At 59.9% G+C, this 24,262-nt stretch carries 33 protein-coding genes and 1 tRNA gene; 19 read left to right on the forward strand and 15 right to left on the reverse strand.

Features of this window, described 5'->3' with window-relative positions; translation table 11 throughout:
* The 3 genes from IPK17_RS13900 to IPK17_RS13910 all read left to right on the forward strand — a co-directional run.
* Positions 1–796 (forward strand): HAMP domain-containing sensor histidine kinase (locus IPK17_RS13900; protein WP_343418296.1); only part of this gene is annotated, 796 nt, incomplete at its 5' end.
* A gap of 47 nt (positions 797–843) precedes the next feature.
* Positions 844–1,452: a hypothetical protein gene (locus IPK17_RS13905; RefSeq protein WP_343418297.1), complete on the forward strand. Its 609-nt coding sequence runs from the start codon at positions 844–846 to the stop codon at positions 1,450–1,452.
* A 315-nt stretch (positions 1,453–1,767) separates the two neighbouring features.
* Positions 1,768–2,574 carry a CE1 family esterase gene (locus IPK17_RS13910; protein WP_502748765.1) on the forward strand — a complete coding sequence of 269 codons (807 nt, stop codon included), beginning with the start codon at positions 1,768–1,770 and terminating at the stop codon, positions 2,572–2,574.
* On the opposite strand, the gene IPK17_RS13915 is transcribed toward IPK17_RS13910, so the two are convergent.
* Together IPK17_RS13915 and IPK17_RS13920 are read right to left on the reverse strand one after the other, a co-directional pair.
* Positions 2,546–3,553, reverse strand: a complete 1,008-nt coding sequence (locus IPK17_RS13915) for an acyltransferase family protein (RefSeq protein WP_343418299.1) — start codon at positions 3,551–3,553, stop codon at positions 2,546–2,548. The genes IPK17_RS13910 and IPK17_RS13915 overlap by 29 nt on opposite strands.
* 129 nt (positions 3,554–3,682) lie before the next feature.
* A complete protein-coding gene (locus IPK17_RS13920) occupies positions 3,683–4,999 on the reverse strand; it encodes a hypothetical protein (protein WP_343418300.1) in 1,317 nt (438 codons plus the stop codon).
* A gap of 226 nt (positions 5,000–5,225) precedes the next feature.
* On the opposite strand from IPK17_RS13920, the gene IPK17_RS13925 reads away from it, so the two are divergent.
* The 4 genes from IPK17_RS13925 to IPK17_RS13940 all read left to right on the forward strand — a co-directional run bounded on the left by IPK17_RS13925 (position 5,226) and on the right by IPK17_RS13940 (position 8,250).
* On the forward strand, positions 5,226–6,836 hold the full coding sequence (locus IPK17_RS13925; RefSeq protein WP_343418301.1) for a carboxyl transferase domain-containing protein: 1,611 nt from the start codon (positions 5,226–5,228) through the stop codon (positions 6,834–6,836).
* A gap of 82 nt (positions 6,837–6,918) precedes the next feature.
* Positions 6,919–7,530: a YkvA family protein gene (locus IPK17_RS13930; protein WP_343418302.1), complete on the forward strand. Its 612-nt coding sequence runs from the start codon at positions 6,919–6,921 to the stop codon at positions 7,528–7,530.
* Positions 7,531–7,613: 83 nt separating this feature from the next.
* Positions 7,614–7,925, forward strand: a complete 312-nt coding sequence (locus tag IPK17_RS13935; protein WP_343418303.1) for a hypothetical protein — start codon at positions 7,614–7,616, stop codon at positions 7,923–7,925.
* Positions 7,915–8,250: a HepT-like ribonuclease domain-containing protein gene (locus IPK17_RS13940; RefSeq protein ID WP_343418304.1), complete on the forward strand. Its 336-nt coding sequence runs from the start codon at positions 7,915–7,917 to the stop codon at positions 8,248–8,250. The genes IPK17_RS13935 and IPK17_RS13940 overlap by 11 nt, the downstream gene beginning before the upstream one ends.
* A 27-nt stretch (positions 8,251–8,277) precedes the next feature.
* On the opposite strand, the gene IPK17_RS13945 is transcribed toward IPK17_RS13940, so the two are convergent.
* Together IPK17_RS13945 and IPK17_RS13950 are read right to left on the reverse strand one after the other, a co-directional pair.
* Positions 8,278–8,535 carry a hypothetical protein gene (locus IPK17_RS13945; protein WP_343418305.1) on the reverse strand — a complete coding sequence of 86 codons (258 nt, stop codon included), beginning with the start codon at positions 8,533–8,535 and terminating at the stop codon, positions 8,278–8,280.
* A gap of 196 nt (positions 8,536–8,731) precedes the next feature.
* Positions 8,732–9,835, reverse strand: coding sequence for a Zn-dependent alcohol dehydrogenase (locus IPK17_RS13950; RefSeq protein WP_343418306.1), 1,104 nt, complete (start codon positions 9,833–9,835; stop codon positions 8,732–8,734).
* Between the two features lie 624 nt (positions 9,836–10,459).
* On the opposite strand from IPK17_RS13950, the gene IPK17_RS13955 reads away from it, so the two are divergent.
* Positions 10,460–10,906 carry a hypothetical protein gene (locus IPK17_RS13955; RefSeq protein ID WP_343418307.1) on the forward strand — a complete coding sequence of 149 codons (447 nt, stop codon included), beginning with the start codon at positions 10,460–10,462 and terminating at the stop codon, positions 10,904–10,906.
* 138 nt (positions 10,907–11,044) lie between these two features.
* Here IPK17_RS13955 and IPK17_RS13960 read toward each other — a convergent pair whose 3' ends face one another.
* From IPK17_RS13960 to IPK17_RS13975, 4 genes are all read right to left on the reverse strand, one after another.
* Positions 11,045–11,839 (reverse strand): LGFP repeat-containing protein, encoded by a 795-nt coding sequence (locus tag IPK17_RS13960; protein WP_343418308.1) that lies wholly within the window; start codon positions 11,837–11,839, stop codon positions 11,045–11,047.
* Between the two features lie 129 nt (positions 11,840–11,968).
* Positions 11,969–12,664 carry a hypothetical protein gene (locus IPK17_RS13965; RefSeq protein ID WP_343418309.1) on the reverse strand — a complete coding sequence of 232 codons (696 nt, stop codon included), beginning with the start codon at positions 12,662–12,664 and terminating at the stop codon, positions 11,969–11,971.
* Positions 12,622–13,149: a hypothetical protein gene (locus IPK17_RS13970; protein ID WP_343418310.1), complete on the reverse strand. Its 528-nt coding sequence runs from the start codon at positions 13,147–13,149 to the stop codon at positions 12,622–12,624. The genes IPK17_RS13965 and IPK17_RS13970 overlap by 43 nt, the downstream gene beginning before the upstream one ends.
* Positions 13,139–13,549: a hypothetical protein gene (locus IPK17_RS13975; protein WP_343418311.1), complete on the reverse strand. Its 411-nt coding sequence runs from the start codon at positions 13,547–13,549 to the stop codon at positions 13,139–13,141. Before IPK17_RS13975 ends, IPK17_RS13970 begins: the two co-directional genes overlap by 11 nt.
* A 71-nt stretch (positions 13,550–13,620) precedes the next feature.
* Between IPK17_RS13975 and IPK17_RS13980 the strand changes: the two genes are divergently transcribed.
* A complete protein-coding gene (locus IPK17_RS13980; RefSeq protein WP_343418312.1) occupies positions 13,621–14,100 on the forward strand; it encodes a peroxiredoxin in 480 nt (159 codons plus the stop codon).
* Between the two features lie 258 nt (positions 14,101–14,358).
* Entirely contained in the window at positions 14,359–14,817 is a 459-nt protein-coding gene (gene bcp, locus IPK17_RS13985; RefSeq protein ID WP_343417904.1) for a thioredoxin-dependent thiol peroxidase, read from the forward strand.
* 221 nt (positions 14,818–15,038) lie between these two features.
* On the opposite strand, the gene IPK17_RS13990 is transcribed toward bcp, so the two are convergent.
* Positions 15,039–15,383: a hypothetical protein gene (locus IPK17_RS13990; RefSeq protein WP_343418313.1), complete on the reverse strand. Its 345-nt coding sequence runs from the start codon at positions 15,381–15,383 to the stop codon at positions 15,039–15,041.
* A 265-nt stretch (positions 15,384–15,648) separates the two neighbouring features.
* Between IPK17_RS13990 and IPK17_RS13995 the strand changes: the two genes are divergently transcribed.
* The 5 genes from IPK17_RS13995 to IPK17_RS14015 all read left to right on the forward strand — a co-directional run bounded on the left by IPK17_RS13995 (position 15,649) and on the right by IPK17_RS14015 (position 18,351).
* Positions 15,649–16,716, forward strand: coding sequence for a hypothetical protein (locus IPK17_RS13995; protein WP_343418314.1), 1,068 nt, complete (start codon positions 15,649–15,651; stop codon positions 16,714–16,716).
* Positions 16,650–16,898, forward strand: coding sequence for an SH3 domain-containing protein (locus tag IPK17_RS14000; RefSeq protein WP_343418315.1), 249 nt, complete (start codon positions 16,650–16,652; stop codon positions 16,896–16,898). The genes IPK17_RS13995 and IPK17_RS14000 overlap by 67 nt, the downstream gene beginning before the upstream one ends.
* Before the next feature lie 254 nt (positions 16,899–17,152).
* Positions 17,153–17,932: a cation:proton antiporter gene (locus tag IPK17_RS14005; RefSeq protein WP_502748766.1), complete on the forward strand. Its 780-nt coding sequence runs from the start codon at positions 17,153–17,155 to the stop codon at positions 17,930–17,932.
* The gene (locus IPK17_RS14010) at positions 17,862–18,122 is read left to right on the forward strand and encodes a cation:proton antiporter domain-containing protein (RefSeq protein ID WP_343418316.1); all 261 of its coding nucleotides are present in this window, start codon (positions 17,862–17,864) and stop codon (positions 18,120–18,122) included. Before IPK17_RS14005 ends, IPK17_RS14010 begins: the two co-directional genes overlap by 71 nt.
* A 28-nt stretch (positions 18,123–18,150) precedes the next feature.
* Positions 18,151–18,351 (forward strand): hypothetical protein, encoded by a 201-nt coding sequence (locus IPK17_RS14015; protein ID WP_343418317.1) that lies wholly within the window; start codon positions 18,151–18,153, stop codon positions 18,349–18,351.
* Positions 18,352–18,484: 133 nt separating this feature from the next.
* On the opposite strand, the gene IPK17_RS14020 is transcribed toward IPK17_RS14015, so the two are convergent.
* Positions 18,485–18,664: a hypothetical protein gene (locus IPK17_RS14020; protein ID WP_343418318.1), complete on the reverse strand. Its 180-nt coding sequence runs from the start codon at positions 18,662–18,664 to the stop codon at positions 18,485–18,487.
* Between the two features lie 76 nt (positions 18,665–18,740).
* Here IPK17_RS14020 and IPK17_RS14025 point away from each other — a divergent pair.
* Positions 18,741–18,811: transfer RNA gene (locus tag IPK17_RS14025), tRNA-Gln, on the forward strand.
* A gap of 506 nt (positions 18,812–19,317) precedes the next feature.
* Here the strand turns inward: IPK17_RS14025 and IPK17_RS14030 are convergent.
* Genes IPK17_RS14030 through IPK17_RS14050 form a run of 5 tightly spaced genes read right to left on the reverse strand, consistent with a single transcriptional unit; the run spans position 19,318 to position 21,165 of the window.
* On the reverse strand, positions 19,318–20,145 hold the full coding sequence (locus IPK17_RS14030) for a recombinase family protein (RefSeq protein WP_343418319.1): 828 nt from the start codon (positions 20,143–20,145) through the stop codon (positions 19,318–19,320).
* Positions 20,100–20,507: a recombinase family protein gene (locus IPK17_RS14035; protein ID WP_343418320.1), complete on the reverse strand. Its 408-nt coding sequence runs from the start codon at positions 20,505–20,507 to the stop codon at positions 20,100–20,102. The genes IPK17_RS14030 and IPK17_RS14035 overlap by 46 nt, the downstream gene beginning before the upstream one ends.
* A gap of 23 nt (positions 20,508–20,530) precedes the next feature.
* Complete coding sequence (locus IPK17_RS14040) at positions 20,531–20,728, reverse strand: hypothetical protein (RefSeq protein WP_343418321.1); 198 nt, start codon at positions 20,726–20,728, stop codon at positions 20,531–20,533.
* On the reverse strand, positions 20,725–20,949 hold the full coding sequence (locus IPK17_RS14045) for a hypothetical protein (protein ID WP_343418322.1): 225 nt from the start codon (positions 20,947–20,949) through the stop codon (positions 20,725–20,727). The genes IPK17_RS14040 and IPK17_RS14045 overlap by 4 nt, the downstream gene beginning before the upstream one ends.
* Before the next feature lie 33 nt (positions 20,950–20,982).
* On the reverse strand, positions 20,983–21,165 hold the full coding sequence (locus IPK17_RS14050) for a ribbon-helix-helix domain-containing protein (protein WP_343418323.1): 183 nt from the start codon (positions 21,163–21,165) through the stop codon (positions 20,983–20,985).
* Positions 21,166–21,500: 335 nt separating this feature from the next.
* On the opposite strand from IPK17_RS14050, the gene IPK17_RS14055 reads away from it, so the two are divergent.
* The 3 genes from IPK17_RS14055 to IPK17_RS14065 all read left to right on the forward strand — a co-directional run bounded on the left by IPK17_RS14055 (position 21,501) and on the right by IPK17_RS14065 (position 23,784).
* Complete coding sequence (locus IPK17_RS14055; RefSeq protein ID WP_343418324.1) at positions 21,501–22,154, forward strand: response regulator; 654 nt, start codon at positions 21,501–21,503, stop codon at positions 22,152–22,154.
* 119 nt (positions 22,155–22,273) lie between these two features.
* Positions 22,274–22,912 carry a hypothetical protein gene (locus IPK17_RS14060; protein WP_343418325.1) on the forward strand — a complete coding sequence of 213 codons (639 nt, stop codon included), beginning with the start codon at positions 22,274–22,276 and terminating at the stop codon, positions 22,910–22,912.
* Positions 22,913–23,028: 116 nt separating this feature from the next.
* Positions 23,029–23,784 carry a hypothetical protein gene (locus IPK17_RS14065; protein WP_343418326.1) on the forward strand — a complete coding sequence of 252 codons (756 nt, stop codon included), beginning with the start codon at positions 23,029–23,031 and terminating at the stop codon, positions 23,782–23,784.
* The last annotated feature ends 478 nt before the right edge of the window (positions 23,785–24,262 follow it).

Consider the following 24,262-nt stretch of genomic DNA (forward strand, 5'->3'; position numbering starts at 1 on the left):
GCAGGGGCACTATGATCGGCGCGTGCCGATGGCCGGGCCGGAGGAAGTCAAGGCGGTCGCGGATGCTTTCAACCAGATGAGCGAGAAGATTCAGGCCGAGCAGCGCTCACAGCAGGATTTCCTCGCCAACGTGTCGCACGACCTCAAGACACCGCTCACGTCGATTCAGGGCTTCTCGCAGGCCATCATGGACGGCGTCGGCGATCCGATCCCGGCGGCGCGCATCATCCACGAAGAAGCGGGACGCCTCAACCGCATGGTCATCGAATTGACCGATCTGGCGCGCTTACAGGCGGGGCGGCTCTCCATGCAAACCACCCCCATCGATATGGGTGATCTGACCGCGGCGGTGGGACAGCGCCTCGCCATCATGGCGCGCGAAAAACAGGTCGCGCTGACCGTCAACGCGCCATCCATGCCCGTGATCGCCGGGGATGGGGATCGACTGGTGCAGGTGGTGACTAATCTGATCAGCAATGCGATCAAGTACACGCCGTCGGGCGGCAAAGTGAATGTATGCACGCAGGTGCGCAACGGCGGCGTCGAACTGGTCGTCACGGATACCGGGCTGGGCATCGCCGCGAGCGAGCTCCCGCGCATCTTCGAGCGCTTCTATCAAGTGGATAAGGCGCGTGGGCCGCAGCGGGGCACGGGCTTAGGTCTGGCGATTGTGCAAGAGATCATTCAGGCGCACGGCGGCAGAATCAGCGTGACGAGCCCCGGCGAAGGACAAGGCTCGACGTTCACGGTGTGGCTGCCCTCTCCGCAAATGTCGACGATCATGCGGCGGCGCTAGCCGCCGCCGTGGCGTAACCTCACCCTCAGCGATCATAGGAGCACACCATGACCCAACCGATTGAGTACGTGACCATCGTCGAACCTGTTCTGGAAGTCACGCTCATCGGCACAGCCGACCGCGCCGTGTGGGCGCCGCACTTTGACCTCGGCGCACAGACCGCCGATCCCGTAACCGTCGTGTTGAGCGCGGTCGAAACGACCTACATGGGCGTGCGTTTTCGCGAATTGTCACTCTCGCTGCTGCTGGATGACGCAAAGGGGATACTTGTCCATGCGTTCAACTCCAGCCGTATGTTCGCCTTCATCGAACGGCAAGATGTTTCACACGCCGTACTACTACGCGGCGATCAGCGTCACAACCCGACACATCCACCTCGCCACTCAGGGACAGCCGCTTCTCGACGCGCGTCTGCCGGATACGGCGGCTGTCGAACGCAGCGCGGACGAATGCCGCGAATGGCGGCTAACGCTGCCGACGACGAAGCCACGGTATTTCTATGCCCGGCTGGAAGGGCACACCGAGTATTACGCGTGCGCCGGAAGCACGGTGCAGGGCTTCGATCATCGCGCTATGCCACCCGCTTTCACCTATTTGCAGCAGTCGAATTTTCAACTGCACACCTGGTCAGTCCGCGCTACCGCCCGCCACAGTAAATCCAAGACCTATCCCCGCCGAAAATGAACTAATCTCCGCAACTGTGGGTAAAACTTCTCAGAAAACAGGAGAGTGGATTATGGTGCGCCTACCGGCAGTCGTGCGTTTCGTTGGGATACTGATGTTCTTGCTGTTCCCGCTCTCGGCGTTGCTGCATGCGCCGATCTCCGCGCAAGAGGCGACTCCCTCGAACCGACCACTGAGGTCACACTCGAGGCTACCAACGAAGTCACGCCGGAGGCGACGGCGCTGCCCCCAACGCCCTGCTCGACCCTGGCCCCGGCGATTACACCGTCCAGCTCGGCATCGACGGCATCCCACGCACGCTCAGCGTGTATATCCCCGAAGCGTATGTCACTTCGTCGGCGGCGGTGCCGCTGGTCGTCGTAATGCATGGCGCAGGCGGCAGCGGCAACGAGATCCAGTCGTGGTCGGGGTGGAGTGAATTGGCCGAAGCCGAAAACTTCGTCGTAATTTATCCCGACGGGCTGAACAATGTGTGGAATGATGGCCGCCTCGGCGACGCGCGCATCACCGACGTCAACGACGCCGGGTTCATCAATGCGTCGATCAACTTCATGTCGGACAAACTCAACATCGACCAGCAGCGCATTTACGCGACGGGCTTCTCAATGGGCGGCATGCTTTCGTTCCGTCTCGCCTGCCAGATGCCAGATCGTTTGGCGGCGATTGCTTCGGTCGCGTCAAGCATGCCCGAATACGTCGCGCCGTACTGCACGGAGGGCGAACACATGCCTGTACTGATCATTCAGGGTACAGCCGATAACGTCGTGCCCTTCTATGGGATGCCGCGTCAGGGCTTAGGTTACATGTCGGCGGCCAACAGCCTGCTCTACTGGACGCGCCAGAACGAATGCGCGACAGCGAGCGGCATTGATATGCTTGAAGATGTCGATCCTGATGATGGGGCGCGCGTGCTGCTGCAAACCGCCACCGACTGCGCGAATGGCGCCGATGTGATGTTCTACGGCGTGTACTATGGCGGGCACAACTACCCCGGTCATGCGCTCGGGCTCGACCTCGGCACGACGACCTTTGACATCGACGCGACGCAGGTGATCTGGGAGTTCTTCAAGGCGCATCCACGCGCGGCAGAATAGGGGGTTTCGGGCTGTAGTCCTTCAGCCCGAGCAGCGGTTTCTCAAACCAGCGGTAAGACAATCCCGCGAATGCAAACGCGCTGATCGCCAGCACAGGCAGCATATAGGCGCTGGGAACAACCGACTTCAGCGCGAACTGCAGCGGATAGTGGTAGATATAAGCGCTGTACGTCCAATCGCCGAGAGTACGCAGCGGTCGCCATTCAAGGACGCGGACCAGTAGGGCTTTCGGGTTAGTCGCTACGTTCACGATCAGGATAGCTGCAGGAACAGAAAACACCCACCCAGCAATGGATTGATCGACGACCGCGAATAGACCGATGATCGCCACCGCCGTCCACTGAAAAACGCGGCTATAGATCAACTGGAGTGCCGAATGCCGTGTGTAGACCATCCACGCTGCCAATCCGCCAATCGCCATACACTCGAAGCGTGTGTTGTCGAGAACTACCTGCCCATGGGGATCAGTCACCAGAAAAAACAGGGCCAGCTTAACCACAAACACGCCGATTATGACTGGAATCACATTGAACCGCTTGAGAAGCGGCGACCAAAAGAGATAGAATTGTTCTTCAACCCCGAGAGACCAGTAATGCCACATCGCGCCAAAACCCAGTTCAAATGGGAACAGATTGGTGGTGAAGGTGGCAAGGCCAAACAGAGCTATCGGCGGGAACGTCGAATGACCGAACGCCAAAGGAACGAGCACCGTTCCGAATAAGTAACCGACGTAATACACCGGGAAAATGCGCAGCGTCCGACGCCAATAGAAGCGCCGAAGATTGATCGTCCCGGTGCTGCCTTGCTCATTGAGCAAGATGTAGGTAATCAGAAAGCCAGAGAGGACAAAAAACAGTGTTACCGCATCCCGCCCATCCAGCAAGAACGGCTTGAGTAGGCCGGGACCGGCATGAAAACCAATCACACTGAAAGCTGCGTAGACACGCAGTCCATTCAAACCAGGGAAGTATCTGGCCACAACCTCTCCTGACGAGCAACCGCGAACATCTCAATCTATTTGAATTGTAAGAGGGGTATGGTGTCTGAAACGCATGAGAAAAACCAACCCCTTCTTTAATCGCAAAAAGGGGTTGGTTTGGAAAACTACTTAGCTGCTGGCGGTGGCTTCCGGCGTGGTTTCGACCGGGGCGGCGTCCGTTGCTTCGGCGGTGGCTTCGGCAGTCGTTTCGACCGTCGGCGCAATCGTCGGGATGGCGGTCGGCGTGGCTTCCGGCAGTGAGCTCGCCGAGAGGTCGAGCGCAGGCAGAATCTGGAACGAGGCCATCACCTGCGCCAGCGTCTGATTCTGGTCGGCGGCGGCGGTGTCTTCAGCCAGCAGACCGGGCAGCTCGGTTGCTTCGGCAGTCGGTTCCGCCGACGGCAGCGCAACCGTGTTCAGGTCAACATCCGCGCCGGAGAAATGCAGGTTGGCGATGTACAATGCGTTCGCGCCATTGAGCAGCACGGCGAGGCCGCTAAAGGCCGCGCCTTCGACATCGTTATAAGTATACGCCACCGAGAAACCGGAAACGTCACCACGGGTGACCGGCGCGACGCTCAACACGGTCGCGCCGGGGCGTTCCGCTTCCAACCACGCGCTGGCAGCCGCTTCATCGGCCACCGACTGACCCGCGCGGGCTTCCACGCGCAGCGCTTCGCCGTTCGTGCCGGTGATGCTGGCCGGGCGACCCGGCGCGCTGTCGGTGACGGTCCACGCTTGCGGGTAGCGGATGATGGCGCTCGTCACATTGTCATAGTACGCGTTCCAGTTGAACGGTTCCGCTGCGAACTGCTTAAACGGCGTGATCTTCCCGGTCAGGTTAGTGAGCAGGAAGCGCAGCGTTTCGGTCGCGTTTTCCGGCACAACCACACGCACCACGTAAATCCACTCGCCGTCCGTCCACACGTTCTGGCGCGCGACGTAGGTTTGACCGTTGGCCAGCCCCACGCGGAAATCGATGGTCAGAATGTCATTTTCAAAGGAGCGATTCGTCTCAATCGGGTCGCGGAAATTCGACCACGTCGCGAGAATAGTTTCGGCGGTAAACCGGGCATCTAAATCTTCGGGGCTGATCGGCCCTTCGGCATCCTGCACATAGGCGTCGATCACGCTCAACTGCGTTTGGTTGATCATGTTGACCTGCGCGATACCCGCATTGCTCGTCGGCGCGCTGACCTGCCAACCTGTCGGTTCGGGGATCGTGTACATGCCAGTCGGGTGCAGATAGACCTTGTCGAAGCTGATGCCGCTGTAGTCCGCAATCACGGGGGGATACGTCGGCGTCGGCACGGTGGTGGGATCAACGGTCTGCGTGGTCGTGGTCTGGTTGCGGGTGATCAGGGGGATGATCGTCCCGGCAATCAGGACGACAAACATGAATACACCCAGAATGATGCTGGCTCTTCTGGAACTGTTTTTGTTCATACGTAAGGACTCCCGGTGAGATGGGCAAAACCCGGCAAATCATACCCTAAAAGCCGCGCGATGTTAAGTCTGGCTCAAAAAGAGCGCGTTAGCGATTAGCCGTTTGCTAAAAGCGTGCGTGCCGTGATCCTCCATCATCCCCGGTCTACGTTACAATATGGATAAATGTGTTGAGTTGTTGCTAAAAGCTAATCGCTAACGGCTAACCGCTAAAAAGGCTTCTTGCATGGAAATTCTTGAAACCCACATCAACCCGAACGATGCGCAGTTTCAGCGCAACGCCGAGCAGCAGCGCGCGCTGGTCGACGAGCTGCGCGCACGGCTCGCGCTGGTACGGCAGGGCGGCGGCGCAAAGTATCAGCAGCGCCACCGCGAGCAAGGCAAGCTGTTTGTGCGCGACCGCATCGACCGCCTGATCGACCCCGGCTCGCCGTTTCTGGAGATCGCGCCGCTCGCCGCGTGGGAATTATACGGCGGGGATGCACCCGCGGCGGGCGTCGTCACGGGGATCGGGCGGGTGAGCGGCGTCGAGTGCGTGATCGTCGCCAATGATGCGACCGTCAAAGGCGGCACGTACTACCCGCTGACGGTCAAGAAGCACCTGCGCGCCCAGCAGATCGCGCTGGAGAACAACCTGCCCTGCATCTACTTGGTGGACAGCGGCGGCGCGTTTTTGCCGATGCAGGATGAAGTTTTCCCCGACTCCGACGACTTCGGGCGCATCTTCTACAATCAGGCGACGATGAGCGCGGCAGGCATCCCGCAGATCAGCGCGGTGATGGGGAGCTGCACGGCGGGCGGCGCGTATGTCCCCGCCATGTCCGACGAGACGGTAATCGTCAAGGGCACCGGGACGATCTTCCTCGGTGGGCCGCCGCTGGTCAAAGCGGCGACGGGCGAAGACGTGACCGCCGAAGAACTGGGCGGCGCGTACGTGCACACGCACGTCTCTGGCGTAGCGGATCACTACGCCGAGGACGACGATCATGCGCTGGAGATTGTGCGCGGCATCGCGGCGACGCTCAACCGCCAGAAGACGTTCGATGTGGATGTGACCGCGCCGGAAGAACCGCTCTACGACCCCGCCGAGCTATACGGCATCCTCCCGACCACTTTCCGCGAGACCTACGATGCCCGCGAGCTCATCGCGCGGCTGGTCGATGGCAGCCGCTTCCGCGAGTTCAAAGCCAACTACGGCACGACGCTCGTCACGGGCTTTGCGCGGCTGGAAGGCTTTCCGGTTGGCATCATCGCCAACAACGGCGTGCTGTTCAGCGAATCGGCGCTCAAAGGCGCGCACTTCATCGAACTGTGTACCGCGCGGAACATCCCCCTGCTGTTCTTGCAGAACATCACCGGGTTTATGGTCGGCAAGGCGTACGAGAGCGGCGGCATCGCCAAAGATGGCGCAAAGATGGTGCACGCCGTCGCCAACGCCGCTGTCCCTAAGCTGACCGTGATCGTCGGCGGGAGCTTTGGCGCGGGCAATTACGGCATGTGCGGGCGCGCCTACCAGCCGCGCTTCCTGTGGATGTGGCCGAACAGCCGCATCAGCGTGATGGGCGGCGAACAGGCGGCGAATGTGCTGCTGACGGTCAAGCGCGATCAACTGGCGCGCGAAGGCAAACCCGACCTGACGCCGGAGCAGCAGGCCGAGTTCAAAGCGCCGATTCTCGAAAAGTACGAAACCGAAGGTAGCCCGTACTACTCGACCGCCCGCTTGTGGGATGATGGCATCCTCGACCCCGCGCAAACCCGGCGCGTGCTCGGCCTCGCCCTGAGCGCGTGCATGAATCAGCGCAACCCACCGACCCGATTCGGCGTATTCAGAATGTGAGGAAAAGACTCAACCCAAAGCGCGAAGACCTGCGCCAAGAAGAGTAGGGGCGAGGCATGCTCGTCCTTGAGGAACACAGGCCATGACTGAGAATGCAACCGTCCCGGCTGATCCCGGTATGGGGATTGAACCGCTGAAAGAAGCGGAGATTCACGGGCGCGCGCCGGATTGGTACGACCAGTGGCGTGACCGCATCCGTGAGTGGGTGAGTCGCGGCGCGGATGATCAGGTCGCGCAGATTGTGCTGCTCGTCCCCGACATGCTAATGCTCGTCGTGCGCTTGGCGCGGGATAAGCGCGTGCCGTTTCTGCTGAAAGCGCAGCTTTTGCTGGCGGCGGCCTATGTGATCAGCCCGGTGGATCTCGTGCCGGAGGCGATTCTCGGCGTGATCGGCCTGGCGGAAGACGCGGGCGCGCTGGCGCTCGTGCTCATGTGGATCAGCGGGATTGGCAACGTCGATAAGCAGGTGCTGCGGGATAACTGGTCGGGGAGCGGCGATGTAGAGCAGGCGATCACCGGGCTGCATAAGCGCGTCACCGACAACGCCGACAAGCTGTTCACGCCGGAGACGTGGGCGAAGATCCGCGCGCGCTTTGAACGCGGCACGCCAGATGTCGTCGAAGGCAAGGCGAAACGTCGCCTGCCGCGCTTGAGTCTGCGGCGGAAAAAGCCAGCCGAGGAAGAAGTGCTGTAGGTGTAGGGACGAGGCTATACGACCTCGTCCTTTTTATTTCGGCAGTATAATCAACCTGTTCGTGTGAGTGAAAGTGCAAGCCGATGGCGCTCAATATCCAGATCGATCAGCAAAAACTCGCGGCCTTTGCCGACAAATGGGGGATTCAGGACCTCGCGATCTTCGACACGCACGAGCGCGAAGGCGAAGGCTTGATCACCGATGTGATGTACACACTTTTACCCGGCTACGAGACGCCCGGTTACTTTCACGGGTTCTTCGACATGGAAGATGAGCTTGGCGCGATTTTGGGACGGCGCGTAGCGATGGACAGCGCGAACACGGTCAAAAACTATGCAAGGCGTAAACACTTTGAACAGCTCTTGAAGACAATGCAGGTTATCTATGCCCGATGAAGAACTTCTCGCTCACATGCTGGATGCTGCAGGGCGAATTCAGAGCTATTTGACTGGCATTACCCGCGATCAATTCATGCAGAACCGCCTCCGCCAAGACGCGGTGATTCGTTGTTTACAGGTGATTGGCGAAGCATCCCGGCGGGTATCAAACGACATGCGGATTGATCATCCCGAGATCGAATGGCGCACGATAGTGGGAATGCGTACGGTGGTCATTCACGAGTTTCACCGGATTAAGTTGAACATGATCTGGGATGTCACCCAAGACGATATTCCAGCTTTGATCGCCGCGCTGCTGCCGCTCGTCCCACCGGAGCAATAAAAGAGGCGGGACTCTCCCGCCTCACGTTTACCAGCACAGATCGCCCATACCGACGTTGATCGCCGTCAACCGCGCGTTTACAAGCTCGAACGAAATCAGGTATTCCCAACGGCAAGCTATCGCATATTCAAGTTGTTCAATCCACGTATCGTGAGCGCTGCTCGGTGCTGGTGCGTCCACAGTACAGCGCAGACTGTCATCGGCTTGAATGCTTTGTAGTGGTTGTTTGTTGGCACTCAGCAACCAGCAGTGGGTTATTTGAGCTTCTGCCACAAACTGAACCACGTCCTGCGCCGTTGTGCTTTCTAAGGGAAGACTCTGGACAAATAGCTATTCACCTCTTGTACGCTGGCAAAGCGTGTGAAATCGCTGTGCTGACGATCACATGCTTGCAAACTCGGTACCCAGATGAACGCGCCAGCGCCGCAGAGCGTTAGCAGTGCCACTATCAATATCAGCATGAGGCGTAACTTACGTTGCACTAGAACACAATCACCCCGCGGGCGACGCTGCCCGTCATCATCGTCTCGAACGCCTCGTTGATCTCCTCAAGGCGATATTCCTGCGTGACCAGTTCATCCAGCTTGAGCTTGCCCGCCGCGTATAAATCCACCAGCAGCGGGAAATCGCGCTGCGAATCGACCGAGCCATAGTAGCTGCCTTTGACCGACTTTTCCTCGCGCGTGATGATCGAACCGGGCAGGTTGGTCGCTGAGCCCATCGGCGACAAACCCGCGAGAATCACGTTGCCGCCGGGACGCGCCGCCGCCAGCGCCATCTCTTGCAGCTTGGGCAGGCCGACCGCCTCAAACGCATGATCCGCGCCGCGCCCACCCGTGAGCGCGCGAATCTCCGCGATGGTGTTGTCATTCGAGAGCAGCGCATGCGTCGCGCCGAATTCATCGGCGATGCGCATTTTCGCCGGATTGGTGTCCACGGCGATGATCGTGCTCGCGCCGCAGATCGCCGCGCCTTGCAGCACGTTCAAGCCGACGCCGCCGCACCCGATCACGACCACGCTGTCGCCGGGGCGCACGTTCGCCGTGTAGAAGGCCGCGCCGACGCCCGTCGCCACCGCGCACCCGACCAGCGAGGCGGCAGTCAGCGGGACGTCGCGGCGAATCGGGATGCAGCTCTGCTCCGGCACGACGACATGATCGGCGAACGAGGCAAGGCCGCAGTAGGCATAGACCGGATCGCCATTGGGCAGATGCAAGCGGGTCGTGCCGTCGAGCATGACGCCCGCCCAAATGGGATCGGTGAAGGTCGCGCACAGATTCGGCTTATCGTGGCGGCAGTACCAGCAGTCGCCACACGCTGGAGCCCAGTTGAGAATGACGTGATCGCCCGGCTGAATGCGCGTGACACCCTCCCCGACCGCTTCGACCACGCCCGCGCCTTCATGTCCGCAGACGACGGGCAGCGGATGGCGGGTCGTCCCGGTGACGAGATGGTAATCGCTGTGACACACGCCGCACGCGGCGATCTTCACGCGGACTTCGCCCGCGCGCGGGTCGTCGAGCGTGAGCGTTTCGAGAATGAACGGGGTATTGGGCGTATACAGGACTGCGGCTTGAATTTGCATGGTGTTTCCCTCCGAAAACAATTGTAACGAAAAGAAAATACCTAACGCAAAGATGTAAGGCGGCGAAGGCCAAAGCGGCAGACACCGGAATGTAAACATTCACGTTAAGAACACGTCAAATTAGAGAGCCCTTGTGCGCTGCGTGTGCTGCGCACCGGGTCTTGGAAGTACATACGTCGGTCGGTACGCCGCAGCGCGAAGCGGCGACGGCAACATCACCGTCGATGGAAGCCGATCGCTTACCTGAGCGAAAAAGACCCGACGAAGCTCCCAAGTGCCATGAACGTCGAACTGGTCTTTATGTCGGCATTTCACAGAACGCCGGCGTCCCTAGCCCTCCGGCTCTTCAGGCCCGCTTGAGCGCCACCCCAGCCCCCGGCATCCTGGGTGGCGGAAGAGGAACGGTCCGGATCTTTGGACCGCGTGCCTCCGTCGTGCAGCGGAACGCGCGTCTGAGCACCCGTCAAAGTGATGCTGGGACAACAGCCCAGCCGCGTGTCGCTGGCGCGCGAATACGCTACTACCCCTTTCCCAGCCGCTCCTACCGCGGTATACTTGAGTCATGAAACGACTACGCAAGAAGACCATCCTCGAACAGATTCCCGAGATCGCGGGCGAGCGCAGTTGGACGAACTCGCGCGCATCCTCGACGGGTTGAACGCGCTTGATGCGCTTGATCTGCTGCGGGCGAAACGTTTCTCGCCCAATTTGAGCTGGGGGGCGAAAGCCTTCACCGGCAAGCAGCCGACGCCGTGGGTCGGCGGGCTGATCTGGCATCGTCCGGCGGGCTATTTCGGTTACAAAACGCTCACGGTGATCGGCGTGTGGGCGGTCGCGCAGGACGAAGGGACGCGGATTATCGTCGGCTCAAAGCTGCTGGCGTTCACCGCGCCGTTTTACGAGGCGGAAGCGTATCACAAGCTGATTCGCGACAGCTTCGACCTGTACTACACGGATCGCGGCGCGCCCCCCGAGCAGAATCACTGGGTGTTCACAACGCTCTACAATCCTACACAGCGCCTCGAACTGCGCGATCAGCTCCCCACACTGCTGGCGCAGTGCGTGACCTAACTTAGCGCAGCGGTTTTGCGGACGCGATAAATCGCGTCCCCGACGAAGAAGTTCCTGTGTAGGACCCGCCCTGCGACGAGCTTTTCTCCGCCCTTTGCGGCCCTTTGCGCCTTCGCGTCTTTGCGTTGAGTCTTCTCTCTAATACGGCCCGTAGGCAGTGCCGTCGTCGCGACCGACGAGCGTGAACACCTGCGCCGAGGTCTGATCGAAGATCAGCGCGCCGCCGTCAAAGCGCTGCACGGTGATCGACACCGAGCTTTCGTCCGCGCGCGCATAGCCGAGCGTCTGCCGAATCTGCTCGTCCGCGCGCCACAGCGCCCCAAAGCTGAACTCTGGCACGCGCAGACCGTCCGGCGCTTGCGCCTGCCAGCCTTGATCGGGCGGCGCAATCGGCACATACCAGTACACCCCGCCGAGCGCTCCACCGGGCGCGACTGTCCAGATTTCCCCCGTCGGCAGCCAGTACATTACGCCCCGCTCGAAGAACTGCACCGTGCCGACATAGGGTGTCGCAGGTTCGCCGGGACAGCCGAGCGCCGCCCGCGCCGACTCGTTGGTCATCCACACCGTGCCAAAGACCGCGTCGATCGGGTACAGGCAGTTGACCGGGAGCGGCGTCGGCAGATTGCCCGCCGTGAGCGTGCCTTGATAGCGCGCCGGGTCAACGACCGGATCGACCACCGTGTCGTTCTCGCCGAGGAACACGCCGACGTACACGGTCGGCGCGGGCGTCGCTGTCGGGATGGTCGTGGCTGGCACTGAGCGCACCGCGAGGCGCGTCGCTTCGCGTTCGGCATCGTCGGGCGTCGGCGAGAGGTAGAGCGTCGCCAGCAGCTTGTATTCGACGATGGGCGTGCCTGCCGTGGTCGCGGCATTCTGCCCGGTACACGCGCCGAGCAGGAGGGCGAGAATCAATAAGCAAATACCCGTCACCCCTAACCTCCACAAGCGGGGAGATGATCAGACGCGGCCCCCCCTGACTTGGGGAGGGGCGGGGGGGGTCGGTCGTTGAGGCAAAGGACGTGGCATGCCTCGTCCCTACAATGATCTGCTTCGAATCACTCACGGCAAACACTCTGGGATATCGGTGATCACATACTCAACCGTATTGCGAAACTCCCCGCTTGGCAACTGTTCATACAGACCGAAGCGGACTTCTTGCAAGCCGCCGACGCGCGGCAGCGGGTAGTGATCGGAGACGATTTCGCGTGGCGTCCACGTGGTGAGCGGTCGCCAGCCATAGACGGGCGCGTTTTGATCGGCGGTGATCAGGTTCCCGGCGAGATCGAGCGCATGGACGAACACGCTCAGGTCGCGCTCAGGCACGGTCGGCGTGTACCAGTTGACCGCCAGCGAATAAGCGCCGTCGTGGCACACAAGGAAGTAATCGAGCGCGATCACGCCGTCGATCTCGGCCTGCGCGTCGACCAGACCGAGCCGCGGACGCGTGGCAATCTCCACCAGATACGGCGCGGCGGCGCTCAGGTAAATCGGCTGGCCGATGCGCTCCTGCCACCACGAGATCGGCTGGTTGTAGAACACATCGGACAGCGTGAACAGTCGGCTGCTCTGCAGAATGGCGGCATAGTCGGCTTTGTGATCGACGAGACACAGCCACCCAAAGGCCAGCGCCAGCGTGACGGGGAGAATCAGCGCGGAGAGCACATCGGTATAGGCGACCACATGGAAGCCGTAGCACACCCCGCCGACCAGCATCAGCGTGAGCGCGGCGCGGCGTGTTTCCGTGGCGGCGCACACCGATCACCAGGCCGGCGAGGCCGAGCAGCACCCCGGGGAGCGACAGGTCGGTGATCAGCACACCGTTGACGAGGTTGAAATTGGCGATCAGCCCGTCGAACGAGGTGATCGAGCCGATGAAGCGTGACGCCTTCCTTGCCCGTGAACTGATCCCAGAGGCCGGCGAGCGTCCCCGGGTCGCCGTAGACCCATGCGCCGCCTGCCTGTGCCCGCAGATAGAGGTAGGCATAGGGCAGCAGCCCCGCCAGACCGAGCAGCGCGGCGGCGATCAGCATGCGCGGGCGGCGCAGCCTGAGCCGCACATCGCTCCACGCGGCATAGACCAGACCGGGGATGAACATGGCGACTGCGCGGTGCTGGCCAATGCCGATACCTCCAATCGATGCCAACCACAACACCCGCCAGCGCACCGCACCGCGCCACAGGGCGATGATCAGCAGCAGCGCCATGAGAAACAGCGTGAAGCTGTAGACCTCAGGAATCACCGCGTGAATCCAGACCGTGCGCGTCAGCCCGTAGACCGGCGGCGACCAGCGCGGCGATCCCCGTACGCCCGGTGAGGTGCCGCATGAGCGCGTAGATCAGCCCCAGCGCCGCCAGCAGCCAGATCAGCGAGACGACCGCAGGCGCGGTGGCGGCACTCACGCCGATCAGGCGCAGCACGGCGACGGTCAGGTTGCCGGACATGACATACAGCGGATATCCGGTCGCGTGCAGCGTGCCCCAGGTATTGAGGACGATCTGCGTTTCCCCGACATCCATCATAAAGTAGTGTTCCGACCCATTAGGGATCGTCTGCAACGAGGTCACATAGATCACCAGCAGCGCGGCCAAGGGTAAAAGGGGGATGAGAGTTTTTCGCCGAATCATGCGGGCATCAGTCATTTCTATAGCGCTTCTTATTTAAGCGAGCTATACCTCACTTCAGAGTTGTACTATCGTAACAAAGGTACCCTATGCTGACCATTGGCGAAAAAGCGCCGGACTTCGCGCTCCCGAATCAAGACGGACAAATCGTTCACCTGAGCGATTTTCGTGGCAAGAAAGTGGTGATCTTCGCCTTCCCCAAAGCCAACACGACGGGCTGCAACGCGCAGGCCTGCGGTTTCCGCGATGATATGGAAGAGTTTCGCACCAATAATGCCGTCGTGCTCGGTTTGAGCTGCGACTGGCAAGCCACGCTCAAAGAGTGGCAGACAAGTAAGAATCTGCCCTATGACCTGCTCTCTGATCCCAAGCATGTGATGGTCGAACAGTGGGGCGCGTGGGGCATTCCGGTCTTCGGGCTGGTCAAAGTCCCGATGATCAACCGCTCGTACTGGGTGATCGACGAAAACGGCGTGCTCATCGACCAGCAGATCAATGTGCTGCCGGGGACGAGCGTCCGCAAGGCGCTGGAGTCGGTCTCGAAGACCATCGCGCCGACCGGGGATTAGTTTAGCCAGCGCTGGCAGCGACATGCTTCTGTGTGTCCGTGACAATACACGGCGCTAGAGGGGACGAGGCAGAAGTCATTTCAGAATCGACACTTTGTCAACACCCGTTGCTGCGTACAGGGCGAGGGCAAGGGGGGGAGGGAGGGAGCAAGCAGGGGATTCCAGGAGTCTCACCTACAACCACCAAGACACAGAACAGCGTTACCAGCATTACGCGCCGATGTGACCGGATGGCCTGCGTAACAGGAGAGAACAGCAATGCCGACCATTGGTGAGACCGCGCCGGATTTCGCGCTGCCGAATCAGGATGGGAACACCGTGCGTCTGAGCGACTTCCGCGGTAAGAAAGTCGTGCTGTTCGCCTACCCCAAGGCAGGCACGAGCGGCTGCACAACGCAGGCCTGCGGCTTCCGCGATCAGTTCCCGAAGATGGAAGCGAACGGCGTGGTCGTGCTCGGCATCAGCCCGGACGCGCCGAAAGATCAGAAAAAGTGGGCGGTCAAAGAAGGTTTGCAGTACAACCTGCTCTGCGACACCGATCATCAGGTGTTAGAAGCGTGGGGCGCGTGGGGCGAAAAGTCGATGTACGGCAAGAAGTACATGGGCGTCGTCCGCTCGCACTGGGTGATTGATGAACACGGCGTCGTCATCGACGAACAGTTGGGCGTCAGCGCGACCGAATCGGTCGAAAAAGCGGTCAAGTCGCTGGGCTGGTAATGCAACCTACCGCAAAGAGTACAAAGAAAAGAGACTGAACCACAGAGAACACAGAGAACACAGAGCAAAAAGATAAAGTTAACCGCAGAGAGCGCAAAGACCGCAGAGAATGATCAGTGTTTTCTGTAGAGCCGATGCGTGTCTATCTCGTTGTTGATTTGATATTTTCCTCTGTGTTCTCCGTGTTCTCTGTGGTTAATTTTCGTTATTTCTCTGCGGTTTTAACTCGTTTCGACGTACTCCCGGCGGACGCGCTCGGTGAAATCGACCAGCACGCGTTCGTCATAAGACAGGCCGAGCATCTCCCACATCAGCGCGGTGAACGCCACGCCGAGCGAGTGCTCATAGCGCACCCCGGCGGCTTCATCGCCACAAATCACCGCATCGACTCCCGGCGCATCGTCCAGCAGCAGAATCACCCCGGCGGCGTAGCGCGCCCACCGCGGCAGCGGTCGATTGAGCACCGTGCGCTTGCTCTTGGCGCTCTGGCGACTGAAGGTCGCTTCCGTCTCCGTTTCCACATCGTAGACCGTGTAGCGCTCATCCTCCCCCGGCTTCGCGGCCACCCACATCACCCGTCCCGGTGGCGACAATCCACTGGGGCGACTGGTCAGGGTAGAGAGTTTGATAATGTATCAGCAGGCGGATGGGGGGATCGACGGACAAAGGCACAGAACAAACCTCAATCAATGGTAGAATTGAGACAATCTTACCGGAAAATCCCGAAATTCGTTGAAGATGCGAAAAATCCTGCTCCCTAGTCTCGTGTTGTTGCTCCTCGCCACCCGCCTTTTCGCGCAAGACCTACCGCCAGCTCCGGCAACCTGTGACATGCTCGCGGTGTGGACGGCGGCCAGCAATGCGTGTATCAACCGCCCGGGCGGCTATATCTGTAACGGCGGTTCCGCGCCCGTGGTCGAACCCGTCGGCCCGGTGAGCAATGCGCTCGGTCCGATTGGCGCGCTGGTCGAATCGGGGGCGGTCGATTTCATCCGCACTGCGCCGCTCGCCGCCGATGGCAGCACCAACGGCGTCGCGTGGGTGCGCTCGACTGGGGCGCTCAACTACACGATGCTCATGCTCGGCGACGTGTCGCTGCGCGATGCCTCTCCACCGGATTTCCCGGCGTGGACCTCACTGCAGCTCGAAACCACCGTCAACGAGAACGGCTGCGGCACCGCGCCGCTCAGCACGCTCGTGCTGCAAAGCCAGATTGGTTCGGCGGCGCGCATTGTGGTCAACGGCGTGTCGATGCTGCTGAACGGTACGGTGATGACGGTCACGGAGCCGACGCGCACGCGCTTCATTGCGCTGTCCGGCCAGCACAGCTTGCTCACGTTTGGCACCGAACGCACGCTGTACATGGGGCAGGAAGTCAGCGTGACGCGTGACGGCGTGAATCCGTATGCGCCCGGCGATGTGCCCAGCGACGCCTTCCCCCTCGATCCCTCTGTGCTGACGAATTTACCCGTCGCGCTGTTCGACCGCCCCGTGATTTTGCCGCAGCCCGGCTTCGTCATGACGCAGGGTGCGGTCAATTTGCGCTCATCACCGGATCAATACGCGGGCTTGATCATGCAGGTGCCCGCCGGACAGGTCATGGCGTGCTCGGTCGAAACCCGGAAGGCACGTGGTATCACGTCCGCCCTGAATCCGGCGAAACCGGCTGGATGCTGGGCGAACTGCTGGCGCGCAACCTCGGGGCGATTTCGTCAGTCTATTCGGAAACGCCGCTGCCCCCCCAGCGCTACGGCGATCTCGGCACGCGGGCGCAGGTCTCGGCTCCGGCGGGGGCGGCGCTGCGCCAAGGGCCGGAGATCAGTTTCCCGCTGGTGGTCACGCTGCCTGATGGCACGGTGGTCAATCTGCTGGCACGCAGCCCGTACAGCCCGTGGGTGAAGATCGAAGTGGGCGGCTACACCGGCTGGATCGCGTTGATCGCGCTGCAAACGCAGGCCTACATCGAAGCGCTGCCCGTCGACGCCCGTGTGCCGCTCCCGCCGCCGACTCCGCTCCCGACGCAGGTGCCGGGGACGTTCGGCAACGCCTTCCCCGACCCGAACCGGGACGGGAATCCGTAGCGGCCCAGGGGGTACAGGGACAGGTCGGTTTTGGGATTTTGCGGCGTGTCCAGGGCGAGGCACCTCCTGAACAGGGCCGGCGCCGGTATTCCCTCGGCCCCCCGATCTAACCTTACCCCTCGCAGCCGATTTCCCTTGCGCCGCCCCAATCTCTCTTCTAGTATGATTTTTCGCACTCCAAGGAGGCGCGATGGAACACAACCCGGCAGTCGCCTTATTTTTTAGCCATTGGCCTGATCGTCGCCGCATCGCGCATCGGCGGGACCATCGCGCGCCGCTTCCATCAGCCGCGCGTACTCGGCGAACTGATCATCGGCGTGATCCTCGGCCCCACGCTACTCGATGTGCTGCATCAGTCGGTCTTCCACGGCGTGGAACTGCAAGAAACGATCAAGCTGTTCGCCGAACTCGGTGTTCTCCTGTTGATGTTCATCGTCGGCCTCGAAGTTAACATGGGCGAACTGATGAAGGTCGGGCGCGTCGGCGTGATCGCGGGCTTCGCCGGAGCCTTCGCGCCCGTGCTGCTCACCTTACCGCTTGTGCTGCTGTTTCAATACACATGGCAGCCCGCGCTGTTCGCCGGGGTGACGCTGGCCGCGACCTCGGTGAGCATCTCCGCACAGGTGCTGCTGGAATTGGGCGTACTGCGCACAAAGGTGGGTAACGCGCTGCTGGCCACGGCGCTCATCGATGATATTGTCGCAATCCTGCTCGTTTCGCTGACCGTCGCCATCACCGAGACGGACAGCAGTGCCGCCAGCGTGGATTTCGGTTCGCTGCTCTCGATCATCGTGACGATGGCGCTCTACCTCGTCGGCGCGTTCCTGCTGGCGTGGTTTATCCTCCCCCAAGGTGATCAACTGGCTGTCAACACGACCATCACTGGCGCAGTCCTACGGCATTCCGGCCTTCGCGCTGATCGCGCTGCTGCTGTTCGGCTGGTCAGCGGAAGAACTTGGCGGCATGGCGGCGATCACTGGGGCATTTCTTGCGGGTGTAGGCTTCAGCCGCGCGAAAGAGCGCGTGCGCCATGATATCGAAACGGCGCTGAGCGGCATTGCCTACACGTTCCTCGTGCCAATCTTCTTTGTGGATGTCGGCCTGCAAACCGACCTGAGCGCCTTCCCGCTCTCAGCACTGCCGCTGGCGCTGCTGCTGTTGGTGGTCGCCGTCGCCTCGAAAATCGGGGTGCGGCCTCGGCGGGCGGCTCGGCGGCTTTGCTAACGGGGATGCGCTCAGACTCGGCGTGTGTATGATCTCACGCGGCGAGGTCGGCCTGATCATCGCCTCGTTGGGGATCGGCGTGGGCGTGTTTGGCACCGATGATCCGCTGTTCGCGTCACTGTTTCTCGTGATCCTCGTCTCAACACTCATCACGCCGCCGCTCGTGCGCGCGATATTTAAGGGGGAGCAGACTCATGAAGCTGGTCGTGCTGATCACCGCGCAGGTTGAAGATGGCCTTGATGTCGCGCTGGCGTGGCAGGAGGCGGGCGCGCCGGGAGTGACCATTCTCCGCGCGCATGGGCTCCACGCATTACAACAGGAGCTGCGCCATGGTGATGTTGAACTGCCGCGCATGGTCTCGTCAATGGCGGCGGCGATGGCGGCCATTCTCGACAACATGGAAGCCCGCAATCATATGCTGCTCTCGCTGGTCGACGATCCACTGGTCGACCCGTTGATCGCCGCGACCAGCGCCGTCCTCGGCGACTTGACCGATCCCAACCACGGCATTCTGTTCGTTGTGCCGATTGAGCGGCGCCATCGGCGTCCGCGATCACCGGACGACCCTAGCATCGGGACTTGTCACGACACCCTTTCTGCTATAATTCCCGCCAGATTGGGGGATCGTCCAATGGCAGGACAACGGCCTTTGGAGCCGTGTATCTTGGTTCGAATCCAAGTCCCCCAGCAGGATTGGAGCAGAGTCGAACTTAGCTCCGGGTGAAACGGCGGGAATATCCCCGCCGTTTTTTGTTTCCGTGTTTTCCCCTTTTCGACGTTCGCTGACCGTACGAATTTCATCCGTCAGTTCACGTAAATAGGCAAAAGGGGTTCTCAATTCCAGTGACACATTTCCTGCATCATTCACAACGACCCGATGCACAACTTGGCGCAGAAGTTCTTTTTGGTCTCCACGCTCCAAGCCATTATACAACTCTCCGATGCGCGCGATAATTTGGAGTGCCATTTCCAGATTATCGATATGCACTTGATGGTTGAGCGATAGTGTGTCAAGCGTGCGCCGCACCTGATTGCGACGATCTTGCCAGTCAGCCCATAAGCTGTCCCATATCTCTTCTGAAATCTTACCAGAGGCAAACAGTCGCGCAGTTCGGCTTTCTTCCTCATCGATGTTCTTGAGCACTGCCTCAAGGCGAGTGCGTTCGTCAGGACGAGTGCTGCCAATCTTCGTATTCAGGTCATGCGTATATGCCGCACGAATGAGGGGTAGCATTGCCGGATCAACTTGTATCGGGTCAGTTCCTGGGCAACCAACTCGTCAATCTCCACGCAGAGAAAGCTGGCTCCGCCTGCCTCCGAAATGCGATAGTAGGGTGTTCCACCCCCTGAACGTCCGGCATTGGAGGTTGAACCGGTCAATCGACGAACTTGGGCTGCCTGCCCATCCCGGTAATAAATCAGCCCTGAGAGAAGATATTCTTGTTTCCGGCGTACTGTTCGGTGGCTGTTACGCCGCTCAAGAATCGCCAGTCCGCGTTCAAATTCTTCGGTGCTGATCAGCGGTTCCCAAGTGCCGCGCAGCGTTTTGGGCGCGATCCCGCTGCATTCGCTGACCACCCAACCCGCATATGCCCAATTATGGAAAACATTGGACAAGGTATTGATGTTCGCCTTGCGTTTCCCTGTGGCTGTAACCTCCACAAAGGGGCGACCTTTGCGATAGCGATAGCCGCGTGCGTGCAGAGCTTCCGCGATTTCGGGTAAGGTGAGGCGATCTTCGAGCAAAAGCTCCCACGCATAGCGCCAGATGGGTGCGCGTTCGGGATCGAGTTCGATCCAGTGGTCAATGCGTCCTAGTTCCTTCTTCTTGTCAAGTTCGGTCTTGCCCGACATATTGATGTAGCCATCAGGTGCAAGATTAGCGAAACCACCTGATTTCCGTTTCGCCTGCAATCCACCTTTGACACGTACGCCGAGCAGGGCAGACTCGCGGCGTGCCAGCGTGAACGTCATCGTCACCAACACGCGCTGATCCATATGCATCGGGTCAATATCGGGCATGTTGGCAAAGCGGACTGCAATCCCGATTCATTCAGTTCATCAATGGCACGCATCGCCTCCGTGTCATTACGCCCGAAGCGGTCGGCGCGCTCAACGATGACGTGCGAGAACTTGCCCGCACGTGCATCGTTCAATAGACGCTGATATTCAGGTCGATTTGGTGTGCTGCCGGTCAACACATCGGCGTATTCATCAAACATGGGCATTTCCGAGCGTTTCAATACATTCTCTTCGATCATAAACCGCTGTCGCGCTCGGGATAGCTCGGGCTTTTGATTCTCATCGCTGCTGGTGCGCAAATACACCGCCCAACCCGGTTGGGGCGGAAGGGGAGTCCCTTTTTTGCGCCGATCGTTCGCCATTTTGATCTTTCTCCACTACATACTCAGCAGATGGTCGCTGCTATCAAGATACCCGATTTCCAGATCGTCTCGATTTTGAAGCCATTTTTGTCATCGAAACAGTCGTCGTTTTGTCTGGTTGGTGTGCGCGACAGAATTTCGGCAATCTTGAACAGTCGCTTGACGATGTTTTCTGGTTCGGGCGGTTCTGGCATAGCCAGCATCACGGGTGTCTGGCTCATGCGGTCGCTCCAACAGCAATCGGTTCGACTTCGGTGTCTTCCGCATTCATCCACTCGTTGATGCCGCCATCGCAGGCGCGGCGTCCCATGCACCGGTGCTGATCCGCCGCGACCAGCAGCAGCGAATGGGCTTCCGGCGGACAAACCGGGCAGCGCCACAGCGACGCATTCGGACTGGATGCGAGCGGTTTGCCAAGGCGCTTTTCCGCTCGTTCACGCAAGTCTACCTTCAGAGTCGGATCATCTGCATCACTTCATCTCCTGTGCTTGAACCTGTTGGAGGTGCGGTCACGCTCGGTCACCGCCTGCTTGACCAGCGGATAAACGAGATTGGCAAGCGGACGATCTTCTTCCTCCGCCCACTGCTCCAATTTGTCGTAGATCGACTGCGGTAACCGGATGGCAATCCGCGCCGCATAGGGTGTGTCTCGATTCATGATTGGCGCTCCTGATGACTCAATGTGTCAACAGCTTCCTAGAAACCGCCACAATTAGCTCGACACTTTACGACCTTTTTTCGGCACAAATTGCACATTGGCATGGCTCGTTTTGACATCGTGAGAATTTTTGACATGCAAATGTCACAGATTCCCATCATCCTCCCTCAACATGGAACTGCTTACGCTTGGTAAGTGTTCTAACCGAAAAATGCCAAGACATGACCCACATCCGTTGGATTTCTGTAATACAATGAGCATTCGTGTTTAGCTCATGCGTTCTTAACCTATCGGCTAACTGAGGGAAGCCATAGAGACAAGGAGAAACATAGTTCATGCGCCCCATCACAGTGGTAGTTGTCTCCACCAATGCACTGATTCGCAACGGCATTCAGCAGGTGGTGATGAAATCGGACATTCCTATCGAAGTCGCTGCCGTTTACGCGACCTTTCGCGAAGCTTATGAATTTCTCGACCAGCGGCGTGCGCAGGTGATCATCATTGATTACTCGCTCCCGCGGTCAACGAACCTCGCCCAAGAAGTGAAAAAACTGCGCACACGGCAGGCAAATCTCGCGGTGCTGATGATTGCGCAGCGTCCAACAGCCACCCTGCTGCGATTGCTTCGGGAACACGGTGTACGTGGCATGCTGCACAAGGATGATGATTCGGAGCGGGGACTTCTCAGCGCTATTCCCATGATCGCCGATGGCGGGTCCTCTGTATCGCCTAGGATTTCGCGCCTGCTCGATGTGCAGCGCCCGCTGCCCGATGAACTCCAACAGCGTGACGTTGATGTGCTTCAGCTCACCGCTGATGGATTTCAGGTGAAGGAGATTTCTTCTCACTTAGGGTTGGCAAGCAAGACGATCTACCGGACGCTGCAAATGCTGCGCGAGGTGTATGACGCGCACAGCAATGCTCAACTTATTGACATCGCGCACCAAAAGAAACTGCTGGACATGGAAGACGAGGATGATCAGGCGTAAGCGTGGGAAATTGTGCCATGCGAATGTCCATTTTTGACCTCGAAATGTCACGATGTCTCACGCTCACAGCCCGACAATATGATACGCTGAGACGTACTATTGTGAGGATGAGGCAGGACATGACCACCCAAATCTTGATCGCGGACAGCAGCAGTTTGACTGTCGTCGGCGCGGAGACCCTGCTCAAGGCACGCGCCGACACACAGACAATCAAAGCGGAAAATGCGGACGATTTGTGCGCGATCTCTCGGCGGCACCAACCCGCTGTCATCTTGCTGGGCGAGCCGTTCGATCCCCTCATCGACACGCTCGCCTTAATCGGCAGATTGATCCAAGTCGCTCCCTACGCACGGATTATTGTGATGGGATCGACGAACATGGGACTCGTCATTCATGACCTGCTGTATCTTGGCGTGCGTGGCTATTTGTCAAAAGAAGATGACCTCGGCGCGTGCCTCCTGAGCGCAATTGAGACGGTACTGCGCGATCGTCCCTATCTCTCGCCAACGGCGAACTCGGAATATCTCCTCGCGCTCCAGACCAAGCAGCAAATCTGGAAGTTGAATGATGAAGAGCGCATGGTGCTGCGCCTGCTGGCACGCGGATCGACCGCTACCGAGATTGCTACCCAGATGCGGACAAGACGGCGGCGCGTGTATTGGATCACCGAAAAGCTGCGCAGCCGCTTCGGCGCATCGACGAACGAACACCTCATCAACCGCGCAAACGCCGAAGGTTTCGCCGGTTTTCCCGACTGAACTTATCCTTCTTTTTCTCTCAACTGTACGATTCCAGCTTTGACTGGAATCTTCCAGTCATCGCGTCACCCCACTTTGACACGCTGAAGCCAGCGTAAACGAAGCCGGGTGACGATATGCGACGACTGGTGCTGCCCGTGCTGGCGGCGCTCTGCCTGACGGCGTGGGCGACCGCCTTTTTCCTGATCCGCGCTCAACCCAGCGCGAATGACATTCAAATCCCCACGCTGATGGTGCTGCCGTCGCTTACCCCGACGGAAACAGTAACACCGACTTTGCCTCCGACGCTTACGGCGACAGCGACGGCGACCATTGCTCCGACAGACACGCCTGTCCCCACGCTGCTACCAACATTGAGCGAGCGTGTGTTGGAGATCGCGGTTGTGCTGCCAGGAGTGTACGTTCCGCCCACACTAACACCGTTTCCGCCGGGGACGATCCTGCTGCCCGCGCCGCCCAACCCGATCGAGCCGCTCCCGGATGGGACCGACACCGCGCCGCCGTTCTTCGGCTGGTACAGCTTCAGTCCGGACTATCCGACGATCCGCTATTCCCCGCCGTGGACGCCGCGTCTGTCGCAGTTCGCCAGCCGGGGACAGTATCACCGCACCGAAGGCGCATACGATACTGCCACTTTCATGTTTGAGGGTGAAGGGCTGCGCGTGCGTTACGTCGCGGCGCAGAACATGGGCAGGTTCGAGATCGTCGTTGATGGCGCAGTGCTGGACACCATCGATGCCTACGCGGACGAACTCCGCTTCCCTGTGACCGATGTGTACTACATCGGCAGTGGGACGCATCGCCTCGAACTGGGAGTTGGGCAGAAGAACAACGCCAGCAGAAGGCTACGTGATCGGGCTGGACACGATTAGAGTCTTTCGATGAGATGCACGCACGATCGTCCCGCCGCTCCCGTCACGAGCGAACCGACACACACTGAGCCTCAACCCGCCGCGCGATCGAACTGGTGGGCGCCGCCACACGCCAGCCAAGCGGAACGCCGTCCGCCGCGCGTCCGACCGCCGAAGTGGTCATCGCCTACGACGAGAATGGCAACCGCACGGTCGATCCGGCGGAAGGCGTCGCCGGAATTTCTGTGCGCGTGGTTGATGTCAACACCAACCGCGTGATCGCCAGCGGGTTCACCGATGAGCGGGGCTATATGTCTCGTTTGAAGTCGTGTTTGAGGCGCCCTCTCGGATCGTCGTGCCGTATTCCGGGGAGACATGGACCAAGTGCAAGACCGGTGGAAATACTGCTGCGCCTGCCTACGCGCTCCTGCTCACGCCGGCGGCCGGCCGGGCTTGATCCCTAGAGGTGAAGATGAAGAAATCACTCTTGTTCGTGCCC

It is taken from the genome of Candidatus Flexifilum breve (assembly GCF_016713355.1).